This window comes from Enterobacter cloacae complex sp. IR5402 (genome assembly GCF_049238125.1).
Classification (GTDB): Bacteria; Pseudomonadota; Gammaproteobacteria; order Enterobacterales; family Enterobacteriaceae; genus Enterobacter; species Enterobacter hormaechei_C.
The window spans coordinates 1-17,631 of the sequence record NZ_JBMKHO010000010.1; the positions used below are offsets into that span (position 1 = coordinate 1).

The following is a 17,631-nucleotide window of genomic DNA, read 5'->3' on the forward strand; positions in this document are numbered from 1 at the left end:
ATCACATCATCATCAATGACCATTTGATCGCTTTCCGTGGTTGTTGCAACGCTTTCATGGGTGCCCTCAGCAACGATCACAGCGTCCTCTATGACATTAATCATTGTAGGTGCTGGCGGTTCCAGGTGTTCTGGTGCATCCCAATTCGGTGCATCATCCGGCGTTTCCTCTGCGGTAGCTGATTCAGGCGCTGCCTGGTGTATCACTACGTCAGAAATGATATCAGGCTGCACTGTCAGTGCTTCTGGTGGAGTAATGTGCGCATCAGTGATCGGAAACGTGCGGTAAACTTTGGAACGATAACCAGGGTTTTTCTCTTTCGTGATTAGCCCTGCATCTTGCAGCTTCTGAATGAGTTTGCAGGTGTGCTCCCTGGATAAATCGATCACCTTTCCAAGTTCTGTCTGGCTTTCGTAACAGAAATTCCCTGAATTTTCCCATCCCTGAAAATAACAGTACAACTTTTGCGCCTTCGGGCAAAAATCCATGAAACCATTTTCGAGATTGGGAGAATAAATACGTGGAATCTCTCGGAAGTAATGCGGGATGTTGATTGTACGATCTCTTACTTTTCCATCTTTATCGGTGTATTGGTATTTTGGATCTGCCTTAATCTCGGCGAGGGTTTTTGCCATTGTTCTATGCTCCTATGTATGCTCAGTAAATTACGAATGCTCTTCATTTGGGTTTTCTCCGCTTCTCATTCGTGGGGGGATGTAAATGCTGTTTCGTAGTTGTTACGCGCCAGCTTTCGAATATTTAACCGCCAGGTTTTGACACTCTTCAAGAAGTAGTGCGCTTACGCTCATTTTTCGTCGCTTTGCTTCTTTGAACAGAATCTGGAATGTGGCATCCGGGATCATTAACGATGTGGACGGCGGTAGTTTGGTTTTCTTCTCGATCATTCTGGTTTCCTCCTTCTGGTTTATTCGTTGGTGGTCGAAGTGCGGATTTCATCCCAGCGCTTCAATACTTCTGTGAGAAAGGCTTCCCTCTCGTGGTATCCACGAGCGCGGCAAGCGTTGCGTAGTGCTCGGATGCGGTAACGGTTGGTGGTTCCGTCTTTCAATTGTTGAAGTGTGTCTTCAACGTCAAAGTATCTCAGTGTGGCCTCCTATGGTTGGCGTAAATAAAAAGACACCTTGCAGCCTGACGGCTCAAAGTGCATTAAGAGATTATGTGGATAAAGTTTTATGCTATATGGGTATTCTAACCTATTTCTAAACTTTTGTCAACCCCTTAACGGTGATTATTCGAAATTTTTTTGATCATTTTCAATGCGTTGTATTTCTGCTTTGCGATTTGTGCTCTTTATACACAAAATAAACAATGGATGTCAATCTGTTTTTGTGGTAGAACTTGCCACCAGAGAAGACAGCCACAAGAACAACGAAAAACAGCCTGTAACGCTCTCTGCGGCGTTCTGACGCTTTCAGGCTACCATTGCATTCCCTACACTGTTTAAATCGCTCTACGGGCTTCCTGTGCGCCCTCTGGCACTTACCGAAACCAATAGCACAACTACAGAGGGATAACGGTAGTTATCAGGATAGTAGGTGTTGGTATTGGATTGAGGCTGGATGAACTGGAGCTATCAGCGACCAGTGAAGCCTTAGCCACTGACTTACTGAAACCTTGCATGGGTGAACGTTAGTTCATGAATGGATGGTTGAAGTTAGTCAGCTTATCAGATGGACAATCAACGGTAGTTGGTTGGTCAGATGGTAATTCCGCGCACAGCGCAAAGATGAATTACGCCGTGGGCGTAATGTGCATGTGCCTGACTCACGTCAAGGCCAAAGCCTGGCACAATCCCAACTTGTAAAGAGGTGTAGCTTGCGCAGCGCTGTGAGCGGAACGAGGCCAGCCAACGTAGCCCGAAAGGAAGCGAAGTAAGGCTGCTTGCCAGGAGTGACGGCGATAGGCGCCAGGCAAAAGATCTTTGCGACAAGCGCAAAACCATGAAAGATAGTCTTATAGATCTTAGTATTATAGTTAAGTAGTCTTATAGTGTGACATAACGTCACAGATAACGTGCCCCAGGTGTGACATAACGTCACAGATAGGACGATTAGTATGTGTGACGCTCCGTCACATAGTCGGGTTTTTCCTGTATGTCATCATGCAGACATACGGGTTTTTCCCGTATATTACGAGAGTGACAAAACGTCACTTTCAGCCCTTCACCCAACGGTAGATCGTCGCCCTCCTCACTACGAATCGCACATGCAACAATCCTAAGAACAGCCAGAGGAAAATATTAGGTTATACCTATCAAATACATACATTATTAACGTCAAAACCTATCTTAAATGTCAGGTAAAGATTGCCGTTGTTACAGGGATAAAGTTACCATAGCAATTAAGATAGTAACAATTGAAACTATCACTCACTTTGCGTAAAGCCGCACGGCGCAAGGCTTACAGCGGTCATTGTACACAATGAGCACTTCCATATTCGATGCACTGTGCTGAACGAGCTTTCTAAATTGAAACGATGTTTCTTTTTTCATGCCGAAACCCGCCAATTAATTAGCATTCTAAGCATTTCTTGATGCAATCAACTCAGGTGAGAATTATTATCATCTATCGTGCAATATCGCCCCGCTTCGATACACATTAGTAAAGTGTATTCTGTAACTCATTGATTCTATTCAATCAGTACACTTTTCCATCACTTCACCGTGCAAACAGGGGTAACTCCCCGTCATCGAAAATAAATTTCTTGACAGAACTACCGTTTCATGAATCATGTTATTAAATGTATTTTCATCTATTTTTCAATCACTTACTGATATTTGCCAAAATCTGCGCCTGGAATTGGGGAAGTGCCTCGGGCGCTGTTCGATAGGTCAGGCAACCGCGCACACCTTTTGATCATTTCGTGCTCTTCATAAACAAACGTATCGTGCAACATATTGAAAATGATCAATTTCTGATCAATGATGTTTTCAACGAAACGAACAAGAGGAGGGATAAAGAATGGAAGGTATCGCAGTTGCGCTTAAAAGCGCGGAGGACGTGAAAGCAGTGGCGGCAGAGCTACGACGCAATACCAGAACAAACCTGTTCTACTGTGCATGGGTGATGCAGTATGAGAGCGCATTACGTATCTCTGACCTGTTAACCCTCACCTGGTCACAATTCAGTGCAGGGAAAACGCATATCGAGGTGAAACAGCAGAAATCTAAACGAAAGGCAGATCCTAATAAGAAGGTGAAACCGCTCCGTATCAAGATTACTGACACCATGCGGAAAATCGTAGAGATGCGGAGAGAGGAACAATCCACTATGCCTGTGAAGACGGATTTCATCTTTAGCAAAGGCGATCTCCGTAGCAAAGGCAACGCCGTAACCCGTAACACTGTGTTCACTGAGTTCAGCAAGATCGGGCGTAGAGTGGGGTTCTCTAACGTAGGGTGTCATACCCCACGAAAATCAAAAGGGCGAATTTTATTCAGTGCAGGTGTGCCGATTGAACAGATCGCCCTTCTCCTGGGCCATGCTGATCCACGGTCAACGCTCTTTTATATTGGTTACACGCTCGAAGTAGGCGACGAATTGACAGAGGAGTTTAGCCTTGAAATCTAAATATCTTGTGCTGACGCTGACATTATTACCAGCCGTGGCTAATGCCGGACAAATTACGATGACCAACCCACAGGAAGAACAGACGGAGAACGGAAAAACGCTATGCGTGTATGAGAACACCAATTACCTGTTCACATACGTTACGAGCGCTCAGAGTTGCCTGTATGCAAAAACATTCGATACAGAGGATTCAGAAAATTGAAGAAGGAAGAAGAGCCGATCACCAGCTTTATCTGGTGTGGTGCTACGGTGTGCGTTTATACGCAGGTAGTAAAGTTTGCAGGGACGACGATACAGCGTCACCTGTTACCAACAAACCTCAGAAGAGCAGTTGATCAGCAAGTGGCAGGGGCCGCCAACCACCAAGAAGCCAGCCCCCGCCGTATTCAACATTCCCAACGGAGAGAAGGAAATGGAGAACAGCAGCATTATGGCTTTAGCGCTCGCGCTGTGCAACGTCAAAGCCGGAAGACAGGGTGATGGAGAGATAAAACCTCTCCGAGTGCCAGCTATGACAGGAAGCCAGCTTCATTTGCTTATGATATGGCTACGGGCTTTACAGGGATGATACGAGGGGCGCAATGCCCCCTTTACAGCTGTACCTCCCACGGATAAGTTTTCATTTTCCTCATTGGGTACTCTTGACCATTCACGGTGAAGGTGAGTTTCTCTGTATCAATCTCCCCCTCAACCTCCTTGTAGTCGAATGGAAATTTCACTTTGTTATCATCAATCTTGTATAGGCCGCCTGGAATGTTAGCGCCATGCTCAACCTGCAAATAATCCCCCTTGATTGTCCAGCGTCCATCTACCTGGTATCCAATCGCGCTGCCATGTTCATTAAAGTAAATGCTCATGATGATTCCTTACTCTTTGAACTCGATTTCTTGATCGTCAAATTCCCCTTTGCGAGAAATCTTGACTGAAAAACGTTTGAAGGTTTTGAAAAACTCCTCAAGCGTCATTGTGACTTTTTCCCTTCTTAACCCATGTTCATCGTCTGAAACAAATGCTTCAACATCAAAGAAACGCTCTGCTGAGTAGAAGGAAATACCTTTCACAATCTCACCTTCTTTCAATACCCCTTTGTCTCTCAGAAAGTCGCTAAAGTCTTCCTGATCAGCACTGTCTGCTGCAACGCTTCCCTTCCAGTCGTCATACTGAACGTGCGCTTTAAAGTGTTCTTTTTCCATCTTATTTATCCTTTGCTGTGAGTAATCAAAGGTAGCGTAGCGCAAAATTTGGACAATACAAGCCATAAAGCCCCGTTAGTGGTACAAGCAACAAGCGGAGCGTAGCGACTTCATCAGATAGTCAGAGGGATCACACCTTATCAGGGTGCTCGTGTACCGTTAGGAGCGTGAGCGAAGCGCTGGCAGAGCCTGCATGTCGTGTGCAGGTACGTTTACCACTATTCACCTGTTTACGCAGCCACAAGGCTGCACATCGGGCTTAAATGCGTGTGATCAGTCTGTTTTGGTATAGGTTTAGAGACGGCGGCACGTCTTCCAGCTTCAAAGGGAAAAGCGATACGAGGTTGAGCTTGGGAACTACTCGCCACTATGTGCTAACATACCAAAGCCATTAACAAACACAGTGGCTTTTGTACGTGATGAAGAATAGACATTTTCAACTGGTCAATGAGACGGAATTTTCACACTAACTCATTGATTTAAAAGAAAATAAGGTACTGAATGCCGAAGGCCGGACTCGAACCGGCACGTATTTCTACGGTTGATTTTGAATCAACTGCGTCTACCGATTTCGCCACTTCGGCACTGAAGGGGATGCGGAAACGTTGTGGATTATACCTGTCGCGCGCCGCCATGCAAGCGACGACGCGCTAAACCCGCGCTAAGTGCCCAAAAAACCAGCGCTACCGTCAGTCCAGCTCAGACACCGCCAGCCGAATCACCCTCGCTGCCTTCTGCTCCGGCAGCGCCAGCACCTTGGCCCACATCTCCTGCACCATATCGCAGGAGAGCTTCTCTTTGCCCGCTGCCTTCTCCGGCATCTGCAGCAACTGGATGTCCTCGCCGTACTTATCGGCAAGCGCCTTCATAATCGGCCGCACATCCTCGACAGCCGCCTCGCGTTCGGCCGGGGTCACGGTGTGGCGGTTTTTGCCGTAGGCCGCGCGCATCATGTCGGCGTCGGCCTGCATGCGCCGCGTCATCAGGTCTTTATCCAGCATGCGCATCGGGTTCACGCCGCCCTTCACCATCGGGTAGAGGAAGCGGAAGCAGGCGTCGTCGCTCACCTTCTGGATGGCAGCGGTCTGCTCCATGTTGATGGTCATGTAGTTCACCACGTTGGCGTCCGGGGCGTTCTGCAGGCGCGACATCTGCAGATGCAGGATCTGCGGCTGGATGGTGTCGATAATCTGCTGCTCCGGCTCGCCCGCTTTTTGCAGGGCGGCCATCTGGTCGAGGATGCGCTGATGCAGCGCGGGCTCCTGCTCCTTAATCACCTGCCAGGCGGGCATCGCGTTGAGGGTGGTATCAATCTGGTGTTCGGGGGCACGCTGCTTATCGAAGAATACCCAGAACGCCACGGCGGCAGCCGCGACGACGACAATCACAATACGGGTCCACGTTTTATTCATCTCGCATCCTTATCCTTGAGTTATGCCGGTTTACACCGGCACGCCGCTGTGGAAGCGAAACTCGTTGTCCGGTGTCGAGATAAGTGTGGCTTCAATTTCGCCAAAAAGCTTTATACGCGGTGAGATATCGTCGTCGCTCACCTGCTGGGCCAGCGTCAGGTAGTCCTGATAGTGGCGCGCTTCCGAGCGCAGCAGCGAAAGATAGAACTTCTGCAGGTCGTCGTCGAGGAACGGAGCCAGCGCGGCGAAGCGTTCGCAGGAGCGGGCTTCGATGTAGGCGCCGCAGATGAGCTTGTCGATCAGCGTCAGCGGTTCGTGGGTGCGCACGTCCTTCAGCATCCCTCTGGCGTAGCGGCTGGCGGTGATTTTGACATACGGAATGTCGCGGGCCAGCATCGCCTCGCGCACCTGCCAGAAGTGGTGCAGCTCCTCTTTAATCAGCAGCACCATACTGTCGATGAGCGCCTGGCCCCACGGGTCGTCGGTTTTGGGCATCACGCTTTTGCCAATCTGCCTGTGCAGGGCGATGAAGTCCGGCTCCGGGCCGTCGCGGAAGGTGAACTGTTCGTAGGGTTTGAGCCAGTCGAGCAGCGCGTCGGCACCGCTTTCGTCGGCGACGTATTTACGCACGAGTAATAGCGCAGTCTGGGCGGCCTTGAGCTCGCACACCATGTGGTCGGTGAGCAGCAGCGGCAGGTTCGCCGGGTCGCGGGCTTTATCAATCCATGCTTGCGGGGTCGGGCACTGGAGGAAGTTGAGTACGGGGGCGAGTATCTGCGGGTAATCCATGGTTCTGCCTTGAAAAAGCGGTGGCGCGCGCCACCGCCTGAAACGCTTAGTGACGCACGCCGTCGTCGTCTTCGTCGACGTAATCTTCGTCGTCGCCTTCTTCGCCGTCTTCACCGTTCGGATCTTCGAAGTAGGTTCCCCAGCCGTCGTATTCCACGTCAAACTTCTCGGCCAGGTTCATCAGCTGTTCTACCTGCGCGTCGATCAGCTCCGCCTTCAGCGCGCCTTCGCTCAGGATGTCGCAGCAGATGACGGTGTCGCCCTCTTCCACTTCCAGCTCTTCCGGCTCGGTCACTTCGTAACCCAGCTTGAAGGCTTCCACGGCCATTTTTTCCAGCGCGTCGAAATCATCCGCAGAGAAATGGTGCTCGATGGTGTACAGCGCGTCCGGATCGCTACCGTCTTCCAGCAGCTCTTCAATAATCAGACGCGTCTCTTCGCGTTGCTCTTCCAGTAATTCCGGGTTTGCCATGGCTCAATCCTCTTTAAAGTGCGGCAGATACTTCTATTTTCACACACGGACGGGTTTGCCTCCACCTTTGTTGGAAAGATTTGTGAAACGGGGTTGCAAATGAATAATTACACATATAAAGTGAATTTTAATTCAATAAGTGGCGTTCGCCATGTGAGGATAAAATGTCTGATTTGTACAAGAAACACTTTCTGAAATTGCTCGACTTTACCCCTGCACAGTTCACTTCTCTGCTGACCCTTGCCGCACAGCTCAAAGCCGATAAGAAAAATGGCAAGGAAGTACAGAAGCTTACCGGTAAAAACATCGCGCTCATCTTCGAAAAAGACTCGACCCGTACCCGTTGCTCTTTCGAAGTTGCCGCATTTGACCAGGGCGCACGCGTTACCTATTTAGGGCCGAGCGGCAGCCAGATTGGGCATAAAGAGTCAATTAAGGACACCGCGCGCGTGCTCGGGCGGATGTACGACGGCATTCAGTATCGCGGCCATGGCCAGGAAGTCGTCGAAACGCTGGCGCAGTATGCGGGCGTGCCGGTGTGGAACGGGCTGACCAACGAGTTCCACCCGACCCAGCTGCTGGCGGACCTGCTGACCATGCAGGAGCACCTGCCGGGCAAGGCGTTTAACGAGATGACGCTGGTCTACGCGGGCGATGCGCGCAACAACATGGGCAACTCGATGCTGGAAGCGGCGGCGCTGACCGGGCTGGATCTGCGCCTGGTGGCCCCGAAAGCCTGCTGGCCGGAAGAGAGCCTGGTGGCGGAGTGCAGCGCGCTGGCGGAGAAACACGGCGGGAAAATTACCCTGACGGAAAACGTGGCGGCGGGCGTGAAGGGCGCGGACTTTATCTATACCGACGTGTGGGTGTCGATGGGCGAAGCCAAAGAGAAGTGGGCGGAGCGGATTGCACTGTTGCGTGGGTATCAGGTGAACGCGCAGATGATGGCGCTGACCGGCAACCCGGACGTGAAGTTCCTGCACTGTCTGCCGGCGTTCCATGACGACCAGACCACGCTCGGCAAGCAGATGGCGAAAGAGTTCGACCTGCACGGCGGGATGGAAGTGACGGACGAGGTGTTTGAGTCGGCGGCGAGCATCGTGTTCGACCAGGCGGAAAACCGGATGCATACGATTAAGGCGGTGATGGTGGCGACGCTTGGGGAGTGATTGACTCCTCTGCGGTCTGGTGCCCTCACCCCGGCCCTCTCCCACGGGGAGAGGGAGAAAACCCTAAAAACGACAACAGCGTTATCGTCAGGCAGAAAAATTCATTTTAGTGATGCTTTCTCAGATACGCATTAACCATAATAGATATTTATATTTTTATTAACCATTAATTACTGAGTAGATAATGGTTAATATCAGGTCATTATCAATTACAAAACACCGTATATTATCGGCGTAATATTCCCTTATTGCTGCATTTCGTTAATAAGGATTATTTATGTCATGGAATAAGCATGAAGCTGTGTCATACGCCCGTAGCCACGCACTAACCCATACTGGACACGATTGCGCTCGAGCAATCGCCGCCACCATTCGAGCCGGAGGGCTTAAAATCGAAGGGGCAAACCTATCGCCAACTCCAGCCAGCAATAACCTTATACAGGCATTATTAAAATGAATAAACTCATTTTTCTTGTGTTATTCAGCACAGCCGCATTGGGGGCCGAAGATTTTCAGATACCGATGCAGCGCGCCCTTGAATTCAATCGCTGGTACGTCAAACAAGTGAACAACGATCGTTATCCCATCCAACAGGGAAATGAAATCGATGAGTTCGTTACGGCCAGCACCATGAAAAAATTACGTCATGCAGCCGATCCCCGTTATGCCGACGCTGAATTTTACGAGGCTGATTTTTTTATGAAATCGCAATATATCGGCGAGGACTGGGCTGAGAATGTGGCTATTGATTCGTATGATTCAGACCCGGTCTGTGTAAACGTGAATATCACGTTTGGCAAAAAGACCCAGCACACAGTCATTGATTGCATGATTAATGAAGATGGGGTCTGGAAAATCCAGTCTGTCGCCGCTCGGGATAATAATTGATGTCCCCCGCTAACAATAATGTAGCCGCCTTTGTTGCCGGGTGGCGCTGCGGCCTGATGCCCTCACCCCGGCCCTCTCCCACAGGGAGAGGGAGAACATCGGCGCCATTTCATTGATTTTTCACCCCGAAAAAGGTACGTTTTCGCCTTAATTCCAGCGTGGACATACCAGCATTATGCCGATTATTCAGTCTGTTGAACGTGCGTTGCAGATCCTCGACCTGTTCAACGAGCAGGCCACCGAGCTTAAGATCACCGACATCAGCAAACTGATGGGGCTGAGCAAGAGTACCCTCCACTCGCTGCTGAAAACTCTGCAGCTTCACGGCTATATCGATCAGAACCCGGAGAACGGCAAATATCGCCTCGGCATGAAGCTGGTCGAGCGCGGCCATTTTGTCGTGGGCTCCATCGATATTCGCCAGAAGGCGAAGGGCTGGCTGACGGAGCTGTCTCAGCGGACCGGGCAGACCACCCATCTGGGGATCCTGGACGGGAGTGAAGGGGTCTATATCGAGAAGATTGAAGGCAAGCTGGCCGCCATCGCCTATTCGCGCATCGGCCGCCGCCTGCCGGTTCACGCCACCGCCATCGGCAAGGTGTTGATTGCCTGGCTGGGCGAGGCCGAGCTGAACGCCCTGCTGGAGGGCTATCACTACACCACCTACACCCCTTCCACCCTCGCCTCTCGCGAAGCCTTAATGAACGCCCTGACGCAGACCCGCGAGCAGGGCTATGCCCTGGATAGCGAAGAGAACGAGCAGGGCGTGCGCTGCGTGGCGGTGCCGGTGTGGAACCATGAATCCCGCGTGATTGCCGCCCTGAGCCTGTCGACGCTGACCTCGCGCGTGGACGATGCAGAGCTGGCTAATTTCCGCGAGCAGCTTCAGCAGGCCGGGCTCCAGCTGTCACGCGCGCTGGGCTACCCGGCCTGAGCCGTCAGGCCGGCTCGTAGGTGAAGTAGTCGAAGTCCGCGTGACAGCCGTCGCCGCTGATGTCCTCGCAGTGCAGCCCCACAAACGCGCCGGTGAAGAAGCCGCGCCCGCCGATATAGTCATCCGACAGCTTCCACGCCTCATACGTTACCGGCACGGTGTGCCACGTCTCGCCGTCAAACGAGTAGCTGTAGCGGTAAACCAGCCTATCCACATCCATCCGCAGCCAGACGCTCTCGGCCTGTTCCGGCACCGGAATCGGCTGCTCGTGCAGCGGCCATGACGGCACGTTGTGGTCAAGCTGGATCACCTTAATCGTTCTGCCCTGCCCCTCCTCGTAATCCACAAAGCAGTAGCTCCAGTTTTTGCTGTTGTAGTAGCAGGTCAGCCCCGCGCTCTGCTGGAAGTGGACCGGCGAGAACTGCATCCGCGTCTCGGCCCGGAAGGTGAAATGCTGCCACCGGCGCGCCACGGTCGACTGGGTAAAGGTCGAGTTGAGCGAGTCGTTGCCGTACAACCGTAAATAGCCGGGACGGGCGGTGAGCGAGCCGAGGGTGTCGTCGAACGGAATGCGCAGGGTCTGCAATTCAGGGTCAAGCGAACTGGCGTCGAAATCATCCCGCCAGCTGCCCTGAGCGGCGGCGGGCTGCTCCGCCATCTGTGGGCCTTTCACGGTCAGCTGCGCGTGCTTGCCGCCCTCCACGTACGGCCAGCCGTCGCGCCATTCAATGCGGGCGATGCCGGTCTCGCGCCCCAGCGGGCAGTAGCCGCGTCCGCCGGAGGCCAGCAGCGGCACGCCGGGCAGGCGCAGCGGGCGGCTGGTAAGGTAGGCCATATACCACTCCCCGGTGTGGGTTTGCAGCAGCGAGCCGTGGCCGCTCTTTTGCAGCGGGTTCTCCGGCAGGTGCCAGCTGGTCATCATCGTCACGTCCGGGTGCAGCTCGTACGGCCCGTCGATGGTTTTTGCGCGCAGCACCACGACGGCGTGCTCGTAGCTGGTGCCCCCTTCGGCCACCATCAGGTAGTACCATCCCGCGTGGCGATACAGGTGCGCCCCCTCGGTGTAGCAGAGCGGCGTGCCGGTAAACAGGGTTTTGCGCTCGGGCGAGAGCGTGCCAGTCTGCGGGTCAAACGCCTGCATCACGATGGTGTTGTGCGGGTTGCTGTGGTGGCGCGGCCCCCACGGGCGGTAGAGATAATATTTGCGGCCATCGTCGTCGTGGAACAGAGACGGGTCAAACCCGCCGTTGCCCATCGGGATCGGCTCGCTCCATGGCCCTTCGATGGAGGGCGCGGTAACCAGGAAGTTGCGGCCATTTTTCCACGGCGAGTCGACAATCTTCACGTCGGTGTAGAGCAGCCAGAATGTGCCGTCGGCGTAGCTCAGGCACGGCGCCCAGATGCCGCCGGAGTCCGGGTTGCCCTTCATGTCCAGCATCGACACGCGGTCCAGCGGCGTGCTGACCAGCGACCAGTTTTTCAGGTCACGGGAGTGGTAGATGCGCACGCCCGGGAACCACTCGAAGGTCGAAGTGGCGATGTAGTAGTCCTCGCCCTGACGGCACAGGGACGGGTCCGGGTTGAAGCCGGTCAGAATGGGGTTAGTGATTTGCATAGTGCCTCCGGTTAATGGGATGCGGCTGTCGCGGCGTCGGGAACGGCCTCGCCCTGCGCCGCGCGGTGCTTGATCAGCTGCTGGCTGATGGCCTCCACTCGAGCGTCGGTGAGCTTATAAAACGACAGCATGATGAACATGCCCGCGTAGAGCACCACCGGCACCACGCAGAACAGAATTTTGATGGTGGTCAGCACCTCCAACGGCTGCACGCTGCTGCTGGCGGAGTAGTTCACGTACGCGAGGATCCAGCCCACCACCGCCCCGCCAATTGCCAGGCCAATCTTCAGGCTGAACAGGTAGGTGGAGAACACCAAGCCGTCGAGGCGGCGCCCGCTGCGGCTCTCCTCGTAGTCCACCACGTCAGAGGCCATCAGCCACTGCAGCGGCGTGGTGGTGTTAAAGACGAACAGGAACAGGATGTTGAGGGCGAAAATCAGGGCGATATGTTCCGCCGGGGTGACGAAAATCAGCAGGCTGATCAGCGAGTAGGCGACGATGATCCACTTGAAGGCGGTGACGCGGTCGAAGCGCCCCAGCAGTCGGGAGGAGCAGAGCGAGCCAAACATGGTGGCAAGGCTGCCGTAAAGTAAAAACTGGGTTGCCATCTCCGGGTGATCCATCACGTATTTGACGAAGTAGAGCGTCGCCCCGCCGCGCACCACGTTGGAACAGGTCGCCATCATCTTGAACGCGCACATGATCCGCCACTGGCCGTTGCCGAGCAGCAGCCTGAGATCTTTCGCCACCGACGAGCCCGGCTGCACTTCAAAGGTGTAACGCTCTTTGGTGGTAAAGAAGCAGACGTAGAGCAGCACCACGCCAACAAGCCCCAGCACGCACATGGCGCCGAAATAGCCCACCTGCTCATCCCCCTTGCCGATGATGCTCACCAGCGGCAGCGCGATGCCGCTGATGGCGAGCGAGCCCGCCGCCGCCAGGAAGAAGCGCCAGGACTGCAGGGCGTGACGCTCTTTCGGGTCGGCGGTGATGACGCCCGGCATGGCGCAGTAGGGCACGTTAACGAAGGTGTAGACCAGAGTCAGGAGAATGTAGGTCACGCAGGCGTAGATGATTTTGCCCTGCGCGGAGAAGTCCGGCGTGTAGAAGGTCAGCACGCAGACGATGCCAAACGGGATGGCGCCCCACAGCAGGAACGGGCGGAACTGGCCGTGACGCGTGCGGGTGCGGTCCACCAGCAGCCCCATCAGCGGGTCGGTCACGGCATCGAGCACGCGGGAGATTAAAAACAGCGTCCCCATAATGCCCGCCGACAGGCCGAAGACGTCGGTATAGAAGTAGGCCAGCAGGAACATGGTAGCCTGCCAGACGAAGCCGCAGGCGGTGTCACCCAGCCCGTAGCCAATTTTGTCTTTCATGGTTAATTGCGTCATCAGAATTACACCCTTATGTAGTGTGCTGAATTACAACATCGTGTTAATGGAGTGTAATGAGCTGTTCAATTAACTAGCAATGGTCATATCTTATTTCCGAATTACGTTATTTTGCTTTTGTGACGCCAACGATATATCACAACTTATTGTTTAAATTAGCAAATTACAGACATACGAAAACCGTCCGCGGAATATTTCCCGCAGACGGTTTTATCTTAGAAAATAATTAAATGCCGAGCGCTTTTTTACCGGCGTTAATTACCTCGATAATTTTATCGGTGTCATAAATACAGCCTTTCCAGGTGCCGCCGCTCACCGACTGCAGCGCCGCCCACAGCCGGGTATCGTCCGGCAAAAAGTCGTGGGCGTGCAGGTCCGGGTGCGTCTGCCGCATTGCCAGCTCGCGTGCCCCCTCCTCCGGCGTCAGCGGGTTGTCCGCGGTGCCGATAAAGTTCACGCTGCCCGTTAATGTCAGTCGGTCGACGGCTATCTCGATTATGTCGTTATCGCGCAGCTTGCCAATCGGCCCGCCCGCTAGCGCCTCCGGCGACACGTGGCCGAAGCAGGCGCCCGTCGACACGCCCGAGAAGCGCGCATCGGTGATTAACGACACCGTCTTGCCCCACGAGATATGCTTCAGCGCGGAGGTAAGCTGGTAGGTCTCTTCCATGCCGGTGCCGGACGGCCCGCCGCCGATCACCACCATGATATCGCCCTGCTTGATCTCTTCCCGCTTGATGGCCTTGATCGCCTGCGCTTCCGAGACAAACACCCGCGCCCGGCCGGTGTGGCGGTAAACGCCATCTTCACCGACGACCGACGGGTCGATCGCCGTGGCCTTGATTACCGAGCCTTCCGGCGCGATGTTGCCCGTCGGGAAGCAAACCGTTGAGGTCAGCCCTTTCGCTTTTGCCTTCTCCGGCGGCAGGATCACGTCATCCGGATCCACGCCGTCCTGCTCGCGCAGGCACTGGCGGAAGCGCTCACGGCGCTCGGAGGCCTGCCACCAGTCGAGGTTTTCGCCCACCGTCTGGCCGGTCACGGTCATGGCGTCCAGATGCAGAAGGCCAAGATCGCGCAGGTGAAGCATCACCTCCGGCACGCCGCCTGCCAGGAACGCGCGCACGGTCGGGTGATAGTCCGGGCCGTTGGGCAGCACGCTGACCAGGCGCGGCACCTTACGGTTGACGCGCGTCCAGTGCTCTACGTCTGGGATCGTGCAGCCCGCCGCGTGGGCGATGGCCGGGATGTGCAGCAGTAAATTGGTGGAGCCGCCGAACGCCGCGTGGATCACCATGGCGTTTTCGATGGCTTTATCGGTGAGGATGTCGCGCGTGGTGATGCCCCGGTTATCCAGCTCGCTCACCGCACGCGCCGACTGGCGGGCAATTTCCAGCCACACCGCCTGCCCGGACGGCGCCAGCGCGGAGTGCGGCAGCGCCAGCCCCAGCGCTTCGGCCACCACCTGCGAGGTGCCCGCCGTGCCGAGGAACTGGCAGCCGCCGCCCGGCGACGCGCAGGCGCGACAGCCGAGCTCGGCGGCCTCCTGCAAGGAGAGTTCATGGTTGGCGAAGCGCGCGCCGATGGTCTGGACCTTGCCCGCGTCTTCCCCCACGGTCGGCGGCAGCGTCGCCCCGCCCGGTACCAGAATGGTCGGCAGGTCGTGCATGGAGGCCAGCGCGATCATGGTGGCGGGCAGCCCTTTATCGCAGGTTGCCACGCCGATCACCGCCCGGCGCGTCGGCAGGGAGCGGATCAGGCGGCGAAACACGATCGCCGCGTCGTTGCGGTACGGCAGGGAGTCGAACATGCCGTGCGTGCCCTGAGAGCGCCCGTCGCACGGATCGCTGACGAAGGCGGCGAACGGGATCCCGCCGTTGCGGGTGATCTCCTTCGCCGCCGCCTGCATCTGCATGCCGATCTCCCAGTGCCCGGTGTGGTAGCCCAGCGCGACCGGGCGTCCGTCCCCGGCGCGGATCCCGCCCTGGGTGCCGATAATCAGCACCTCTTTGCCGGTCAGCTTGTTGGCATCCCAGCCCATCCCGGCGTTCTGCGTCATGCCGAACAGGTTGCCGCTGGGGGATTCCATCAGCATCTGCGGGGTCAGCGGCAGCGCGCCCTGCGGCCCCGCCGCGTGGGTGATCACCGCATAAAACGCATCGTCCTGTGGGGTAAAAATTTTCTCAATGGTCATCGTTATCGTCCGGCTCAGCAGAGCTTGAGCTGTTGCAGCAGGGTTTTCAGCTGCGCCTTGCGCGGCTCGTCCAGCGGCGAGGCTGGCGGCAGGACGTGCGTGGAAATCGGACGACCGCAGAGCACAATCGCCTCTTTAATAACGTTCACAAACGGCGTATCCAGCTGATACATCTGCGGGATTTGCAGCAGGGTCTGATGATACTCAGCCGCTTTCGCCACGTCTTTATCCCGCCAGGCTTTCAGAAGATTCACCGACACCTGCGGGGCAAAGTTGCCGCTGGCCGAAATCGCCCCGTCGCCGCCGAGCAGCAGGGTATTAAACAGATGATCGTCGTAGCCGCACAGCACGGTGAAGTGCGGATGGGCGCCTTTAACGGTGTGGATCATGCTGCGCAGGTGGGCGACGGAGTCGATGGTGTCTTTGATGCCGACGATGTTGCTGCGCGAGTCGGCCAGGGTTTTGACCAGCGCCGGGGTCAGATCCTGCCCGGTCAGCGCCGGGAAGTTATAGAGCATCACCGGCAGCGTGACGCTGTCCGCCACCTGCTCGAAATAGCGGATCAGGTTCGCTTCCGACACTTTCCAGTAGTAAGGGTTGATCACCACGATGCCGTCCGCCCCTGCCTGCTGCGCGTGCTGGCTCAGCTCAATGGTTTCCCGGGCGTTGGTGCCGCCGGTGCCGATCAGGACCGGTACGCGACGATCGACATGATCGATAGCAAATTGGGCAATGGTTTTACGCTCTTCGGCGCCGAGCTGGGAGAACTCGCCGCCGCTGCCCAGGAAAAACAGGCCGTCGACGCCTGCTTTGATCAGATCGTCGATCAGCGCGGCGGTGCCCTGCTTATCGAGCTGGCCATCGGCGGTAAAAATGGTGGAGACAGGGGGAATGATACCCGTGAACAACGCGGACTGCGGCATGTGATCTCCTTATTGAATCATTTTGTTCTACATTGTAGAACAGTGTTCATTAAATTAACGATCATACTATGACGCAGGAAAAGCGCAGGTAAATGAGAGATGGAGAGGGAGTGCGGGAAGTTTAAGCTGGATCACATTATGCGTGGGTGCGGTCTGGTGCCCTCACCCCGGCCCTCTCCCACGGGGAGAGGGTTAGGGTGAGGGAAAATTACTCCACCAGCATTTTAACAACCACTTTCCTGACCTTAGCAGGTGCCCCCACCGCGCACAGCGGCTTATGCACCTCACCCGGCCAGAACACCACAAAATCCCCTTCGCTCAGCACCACGGTTTTCTCCTGCTCGCCTTCCGGCAGGAACGCGATGTCTTTGTCCGCCAGCCAGTCGGTGTCCGGCGTACCGTGCGGCAGGGTACTGAAGGTCATCCCTTCCTGACCCTTCAGCACAATCTGAATATCCAGATAGCGTGCATGGTATTCAGCACGACGCTCGGCGAACGGCTGGGTCATGTCCTCCGAAACCAGATAAAACAGGCTGTTGCCATTGATGTCGTGCTTACCGGTCGGCGTTGCGTCGGTGACGTGGGCCTTAACGTGCTCAATGGCCTGGCGCAGCTCTTCTGGCAGCCAGGACTGGAGATGATGAATATTGCCAATAATCATGATACAACCCTCAGATTAAAACATTGTTTCATTTTTATGTTTTATACGAGAATTGCCTCTTCCATACCAGCCCTTTTTTGACAAGATTTGCGTCAGCGCATGTTTATCGGGAAATGTGTTAATCCACTGTTAATTGCACACAGGCATTTATGCAGTGGTTATGCATAACCTCATTTCATGCACTTTGCACATAGGGTCTAACTCACTGAATTTAAAACGTAACTCACAAAACCTGTTGGCATATCACACTTTATCACTTTGGTTATTTCCTTTAAAAATCCATAATTATTTATTGATTTATCTTAAGTGAAAAATAGTTAACTGTCATTATTGCATAGCTATTCCCGAATCAACATTTTATCTATTAAAATCAACCATATAACTAAATATTTCAAAA

18 protein-coding genes and 1 tRNA gene are annotated in these 17,631 nt (G+C 54.6%); 6 read left to right on the forward strand and 13 right to left on the reverse strand.

Annotation, left to right across the window (positions count from 1 at the left end):
- Positions 1-635, reverse strand: a 635-nt coding sequence (locus ACOTXL_RS16305) for a helix-turn-helix domain-containing protein (RefSeq protein ID WP_410026664.1), incomplete at its 3' end; no start/stop codon positions are given.
- A 102-nt stretch (positions 636-737) separates the two neighbouring features.
- The gene (locus tag ACOTXL_RS16310) at positions 738-905 is read right to left on the reverse strand and encodes a hypothetical protein (protein ID WP_022649293.1); all 168 of its coding nucleotides are present in this window, start codon (positions 903-905) and stop codon (positions 738-740) included.
- A 2,076-nt stretch (positions 906-2,981) separates the two neighbouring features.
- On the opposite strand from ACOTXL_RS16310, the gene ACOTXL_RS16315 reads away from it, so the two are divergent.
- Both ACOTXL_RS16315 and ACOTXL_RS16320 read left to right on the forward strand, forming a co-directional pair.
- Positions 2,982-3,590 carry a tyrosine-type recombinase/integrase gene (locus ACOTXL_RS16315; RefSeq protein WP_045338937.1) on the forward strand — a complete coding sequence of 203 codons (609 nt, stop codon included), beginning with the start codon at positions 2,982-2,984 and terminating at the stop codon, positions 3,588-3,590.
- Positions 3,580-3,792 carry a hypothetical protein gene (locus tag ACOTXL_RS16320; RefSeq protein WP_039271884.1) on the forward strand — a complete coding sequence of 71 codons (213 nt, stop codon included), beginning with the start codon at positions 3,580-3,582 and terminating at the stop codon, positions 3,790-3,792. Before ACOTXL_RS16315 ends, ACOTXL_RS16320 begins: the two co-directional genes overlap by 11 nt.
- 388 nt (positions 3,793-4,180) lie before the next feature.
- On the opposite strand, the gene ACOTXL_RS16325 is transcribed toward ACOTXL_RS16320, so the two are convergent.
- The 6 genes from ACOTXL_RS16325 to rraB form a co-directional block, all read right to left on the reverse strand.
- Positions 4,181-4,447: a hypothetical protein gene (locus ACOTXL_RS16325; RefSeq protein WP_039271888.1), complete on the reverse strand. Its 267-nt coding sequence runs from the start codon at positions 4,445-4,447 to the stop codon at positions 4,181-4,183.
- A gap of 9 nt (positions 4,448-4,456) precedes the next feature.
- Positions 4,457-4,783, reverse strand: a complete 327-nt coding sequence (locus ACOTXL_RS16330) for a hypothetical protein (RefSeq protein ID WP_039271889.1) — start codon at positions 4,781-4,783, stop codon at positions 4,457-4,459.
- Between the two features lie 502 nt (positions 4,784-5,285).
- Positions 5,286-5,367, reverse strand: a tRNA-Leu gene (locus ACOTXL_RS16335).
- 105 nt (positions 5,368-5,472) lie between these two features.
- The gene (locus tag ACOTXL_RS16340) at positions 5,473-6,195 is read right to left on the reverse strand and encodes a hypothetical protein (protein WP_045350682.1); all 723 of its coding nucleotides are present in this window, start codon (positions 6,193-6,195) and stop codon (positions 5,473-5,475) included.
- 30 nt (positions 6,196-6,225) lie between these two features.
- Positions 6,226-6,984, reverse strand: coding sequence for a tRNA isopentenyl-2-thiomethyl-A-37 hydroxylase MiaE (miaE, locus tag ACOTXL_RS16345; protein WP_045350681.1), 759 nt, complete (start codon positions 6,982-6,984; stop codon positions 6,226-6,228).
- A gap of 46 nt (positions 6,985-7,030) precedes the next feature.
- Positions 7,031-7,456, reverse strand: coding sequence for a ribonuclease E inhibitor RraB (gene rraB, locus ACOTXL_RS16350; protein ID WP_008501374.1), 426 nt, complete (start codon positions 7,454-7,456; stop codon positions 7,031-7,033).
- Positions 7,457-7,555: 99 nt separating this feature from the next.
- Between rraB and argL the strand changes: the two genes are divergently transcribed.
- The 4 genes from argL to xynR all read left to right on the forward strand — a co-directional run bounded on the left by argL (position 7,556) and on the right by xynR (position 10,447).
- Positions 7,556-7,651 carry a putative translational regulatory protein ArgL gene (gene argL / locus ACOTXL_RS16355; RefSeq protein ID WP_213014347.1) on the forward strand — a complete coding sequence of 32 codons (96 nt, stop codon included), beginning with the start codon at positions 7,556-7,558 and terminating at the stop codon, positions 7,649-7,651.
- Complete coding sequence (gene argF / locus ACOTXL_RS16360; protein WP_045350680.1) at positions 7,621-8,625, forward strand: ornithine carbamoyltransferase; 1,005 nt, start codon at positions 7,621-7,623, stop codon at positions 8,623-8,625. The genes argL and argF overlap by 31 nt, the downstream gene beginning before the upstream one ends.
- 453 nt (positions 8,626-9,078) lie before the next feature.
- Positions 9,079-9,513, forward strand: a complete 435-nt coding sequence (locus tag ACOTXL_RS16365) for a DUF3828 domain-containing protein (protein WP_045350679.1) — start codon at positions 9,079-9,081, stop codon at positions 9,511-9,513.
- Positions 9,514-9,688: 175 nt separating this feature from the next.
- The gene (gene xynR, locus ACOTXL_RS16370) at positions 9,689-10,447 is read left to right on the forward strand and encodes a DNA-binding transcriptional repressor XynR (protein ID WP_045350678.1); all 759 of its coding nucleotides are present in this window, start codon (positions 9,689-9,691) and stop codon (positions 10,445-10,447) included.
- 4 nt (positions 10,448-10,451) lie between these two features.
- On the opposite strand, the gene ACOTXL_RS16375 is transcribed toward xynR, so the two are convergent.
- The 5 genes from ACOTXL_RS16375 to ACOTXL_RS16395 all read right to left on the reverse strand — a co-directional run bounded on the left by ACOTXL_RS16375 (position 10,452) and on the right by ACOTXL_RS16395 (position 17,234).
- Positions 10,452-12,062, reverse strand: a complete 1,611-nt coding sequence (locus tag ACOTXL_RS16375; RefSeq protein WP_045350677.1) for a glycoside hydrolase family 43 protein — start codon at positions 12,060-12,062, stop codon at positions 10,452-10,454.
- An 11-nt stretch (positions 12,063-12,073) separates the two neighbouring features.
- Positions 12,074-13,456: an MFS transporter gene (locus ACOTXL_RS16380; RefSeq protein WP_045350676.1), complete on the reverse strand. Its 1,383-nt coding sequence runs from the start codon at positions 13,454-13,456 to the stop codon at positions 12,074-12,076.
- Between the two features lie 226 nt (positions 13,457-13,682).
- Positions 13,683-15,650 carry a xylonate dehydratase YagF gene (gene yagF / locus ACOTXL_RS16385; protein ID WP_045350675.1) on the reverse strand — a complete coding sequence of 656 codons (1,968 nt, stop codon included), beginning with the start codon at positions 15,648-15,650 and terminating at the stop codon, positions 13,683-13,685.
- 14 nt (positions 15,651-15,664) lie between these two features.
- Positions 15,665-16,573 carry a 2-keto-3-deoxygluconate aldolase gene (gene yagE / locus ACOTXL_RS16390; protein WP_045350674.1) on the reverse strand — a complete coding sequence of 303 codons (909 nt, stop codon included), beginning with the start codon at positions 16,571-16,573 and terminating at the stop codon, positions 15,665-15,667.
- 208 nt (positions 16,574-16,781) lie between these two features.
- Positions 16,782-17,234: a YhcH/YjgK/YiaL family protein gene (locus ACOTXL_RS16395; RefSeq protein ID WP_023315297.1), complete on the reverse strand. Its 453-nt coding sequence runs from the start codon at positions 17,232-17,234 to the stop codon at positions 16,782-16,784.
- Between the last annotated feature and the right edge of the window lie 397 nt (positions 17,235-17,631).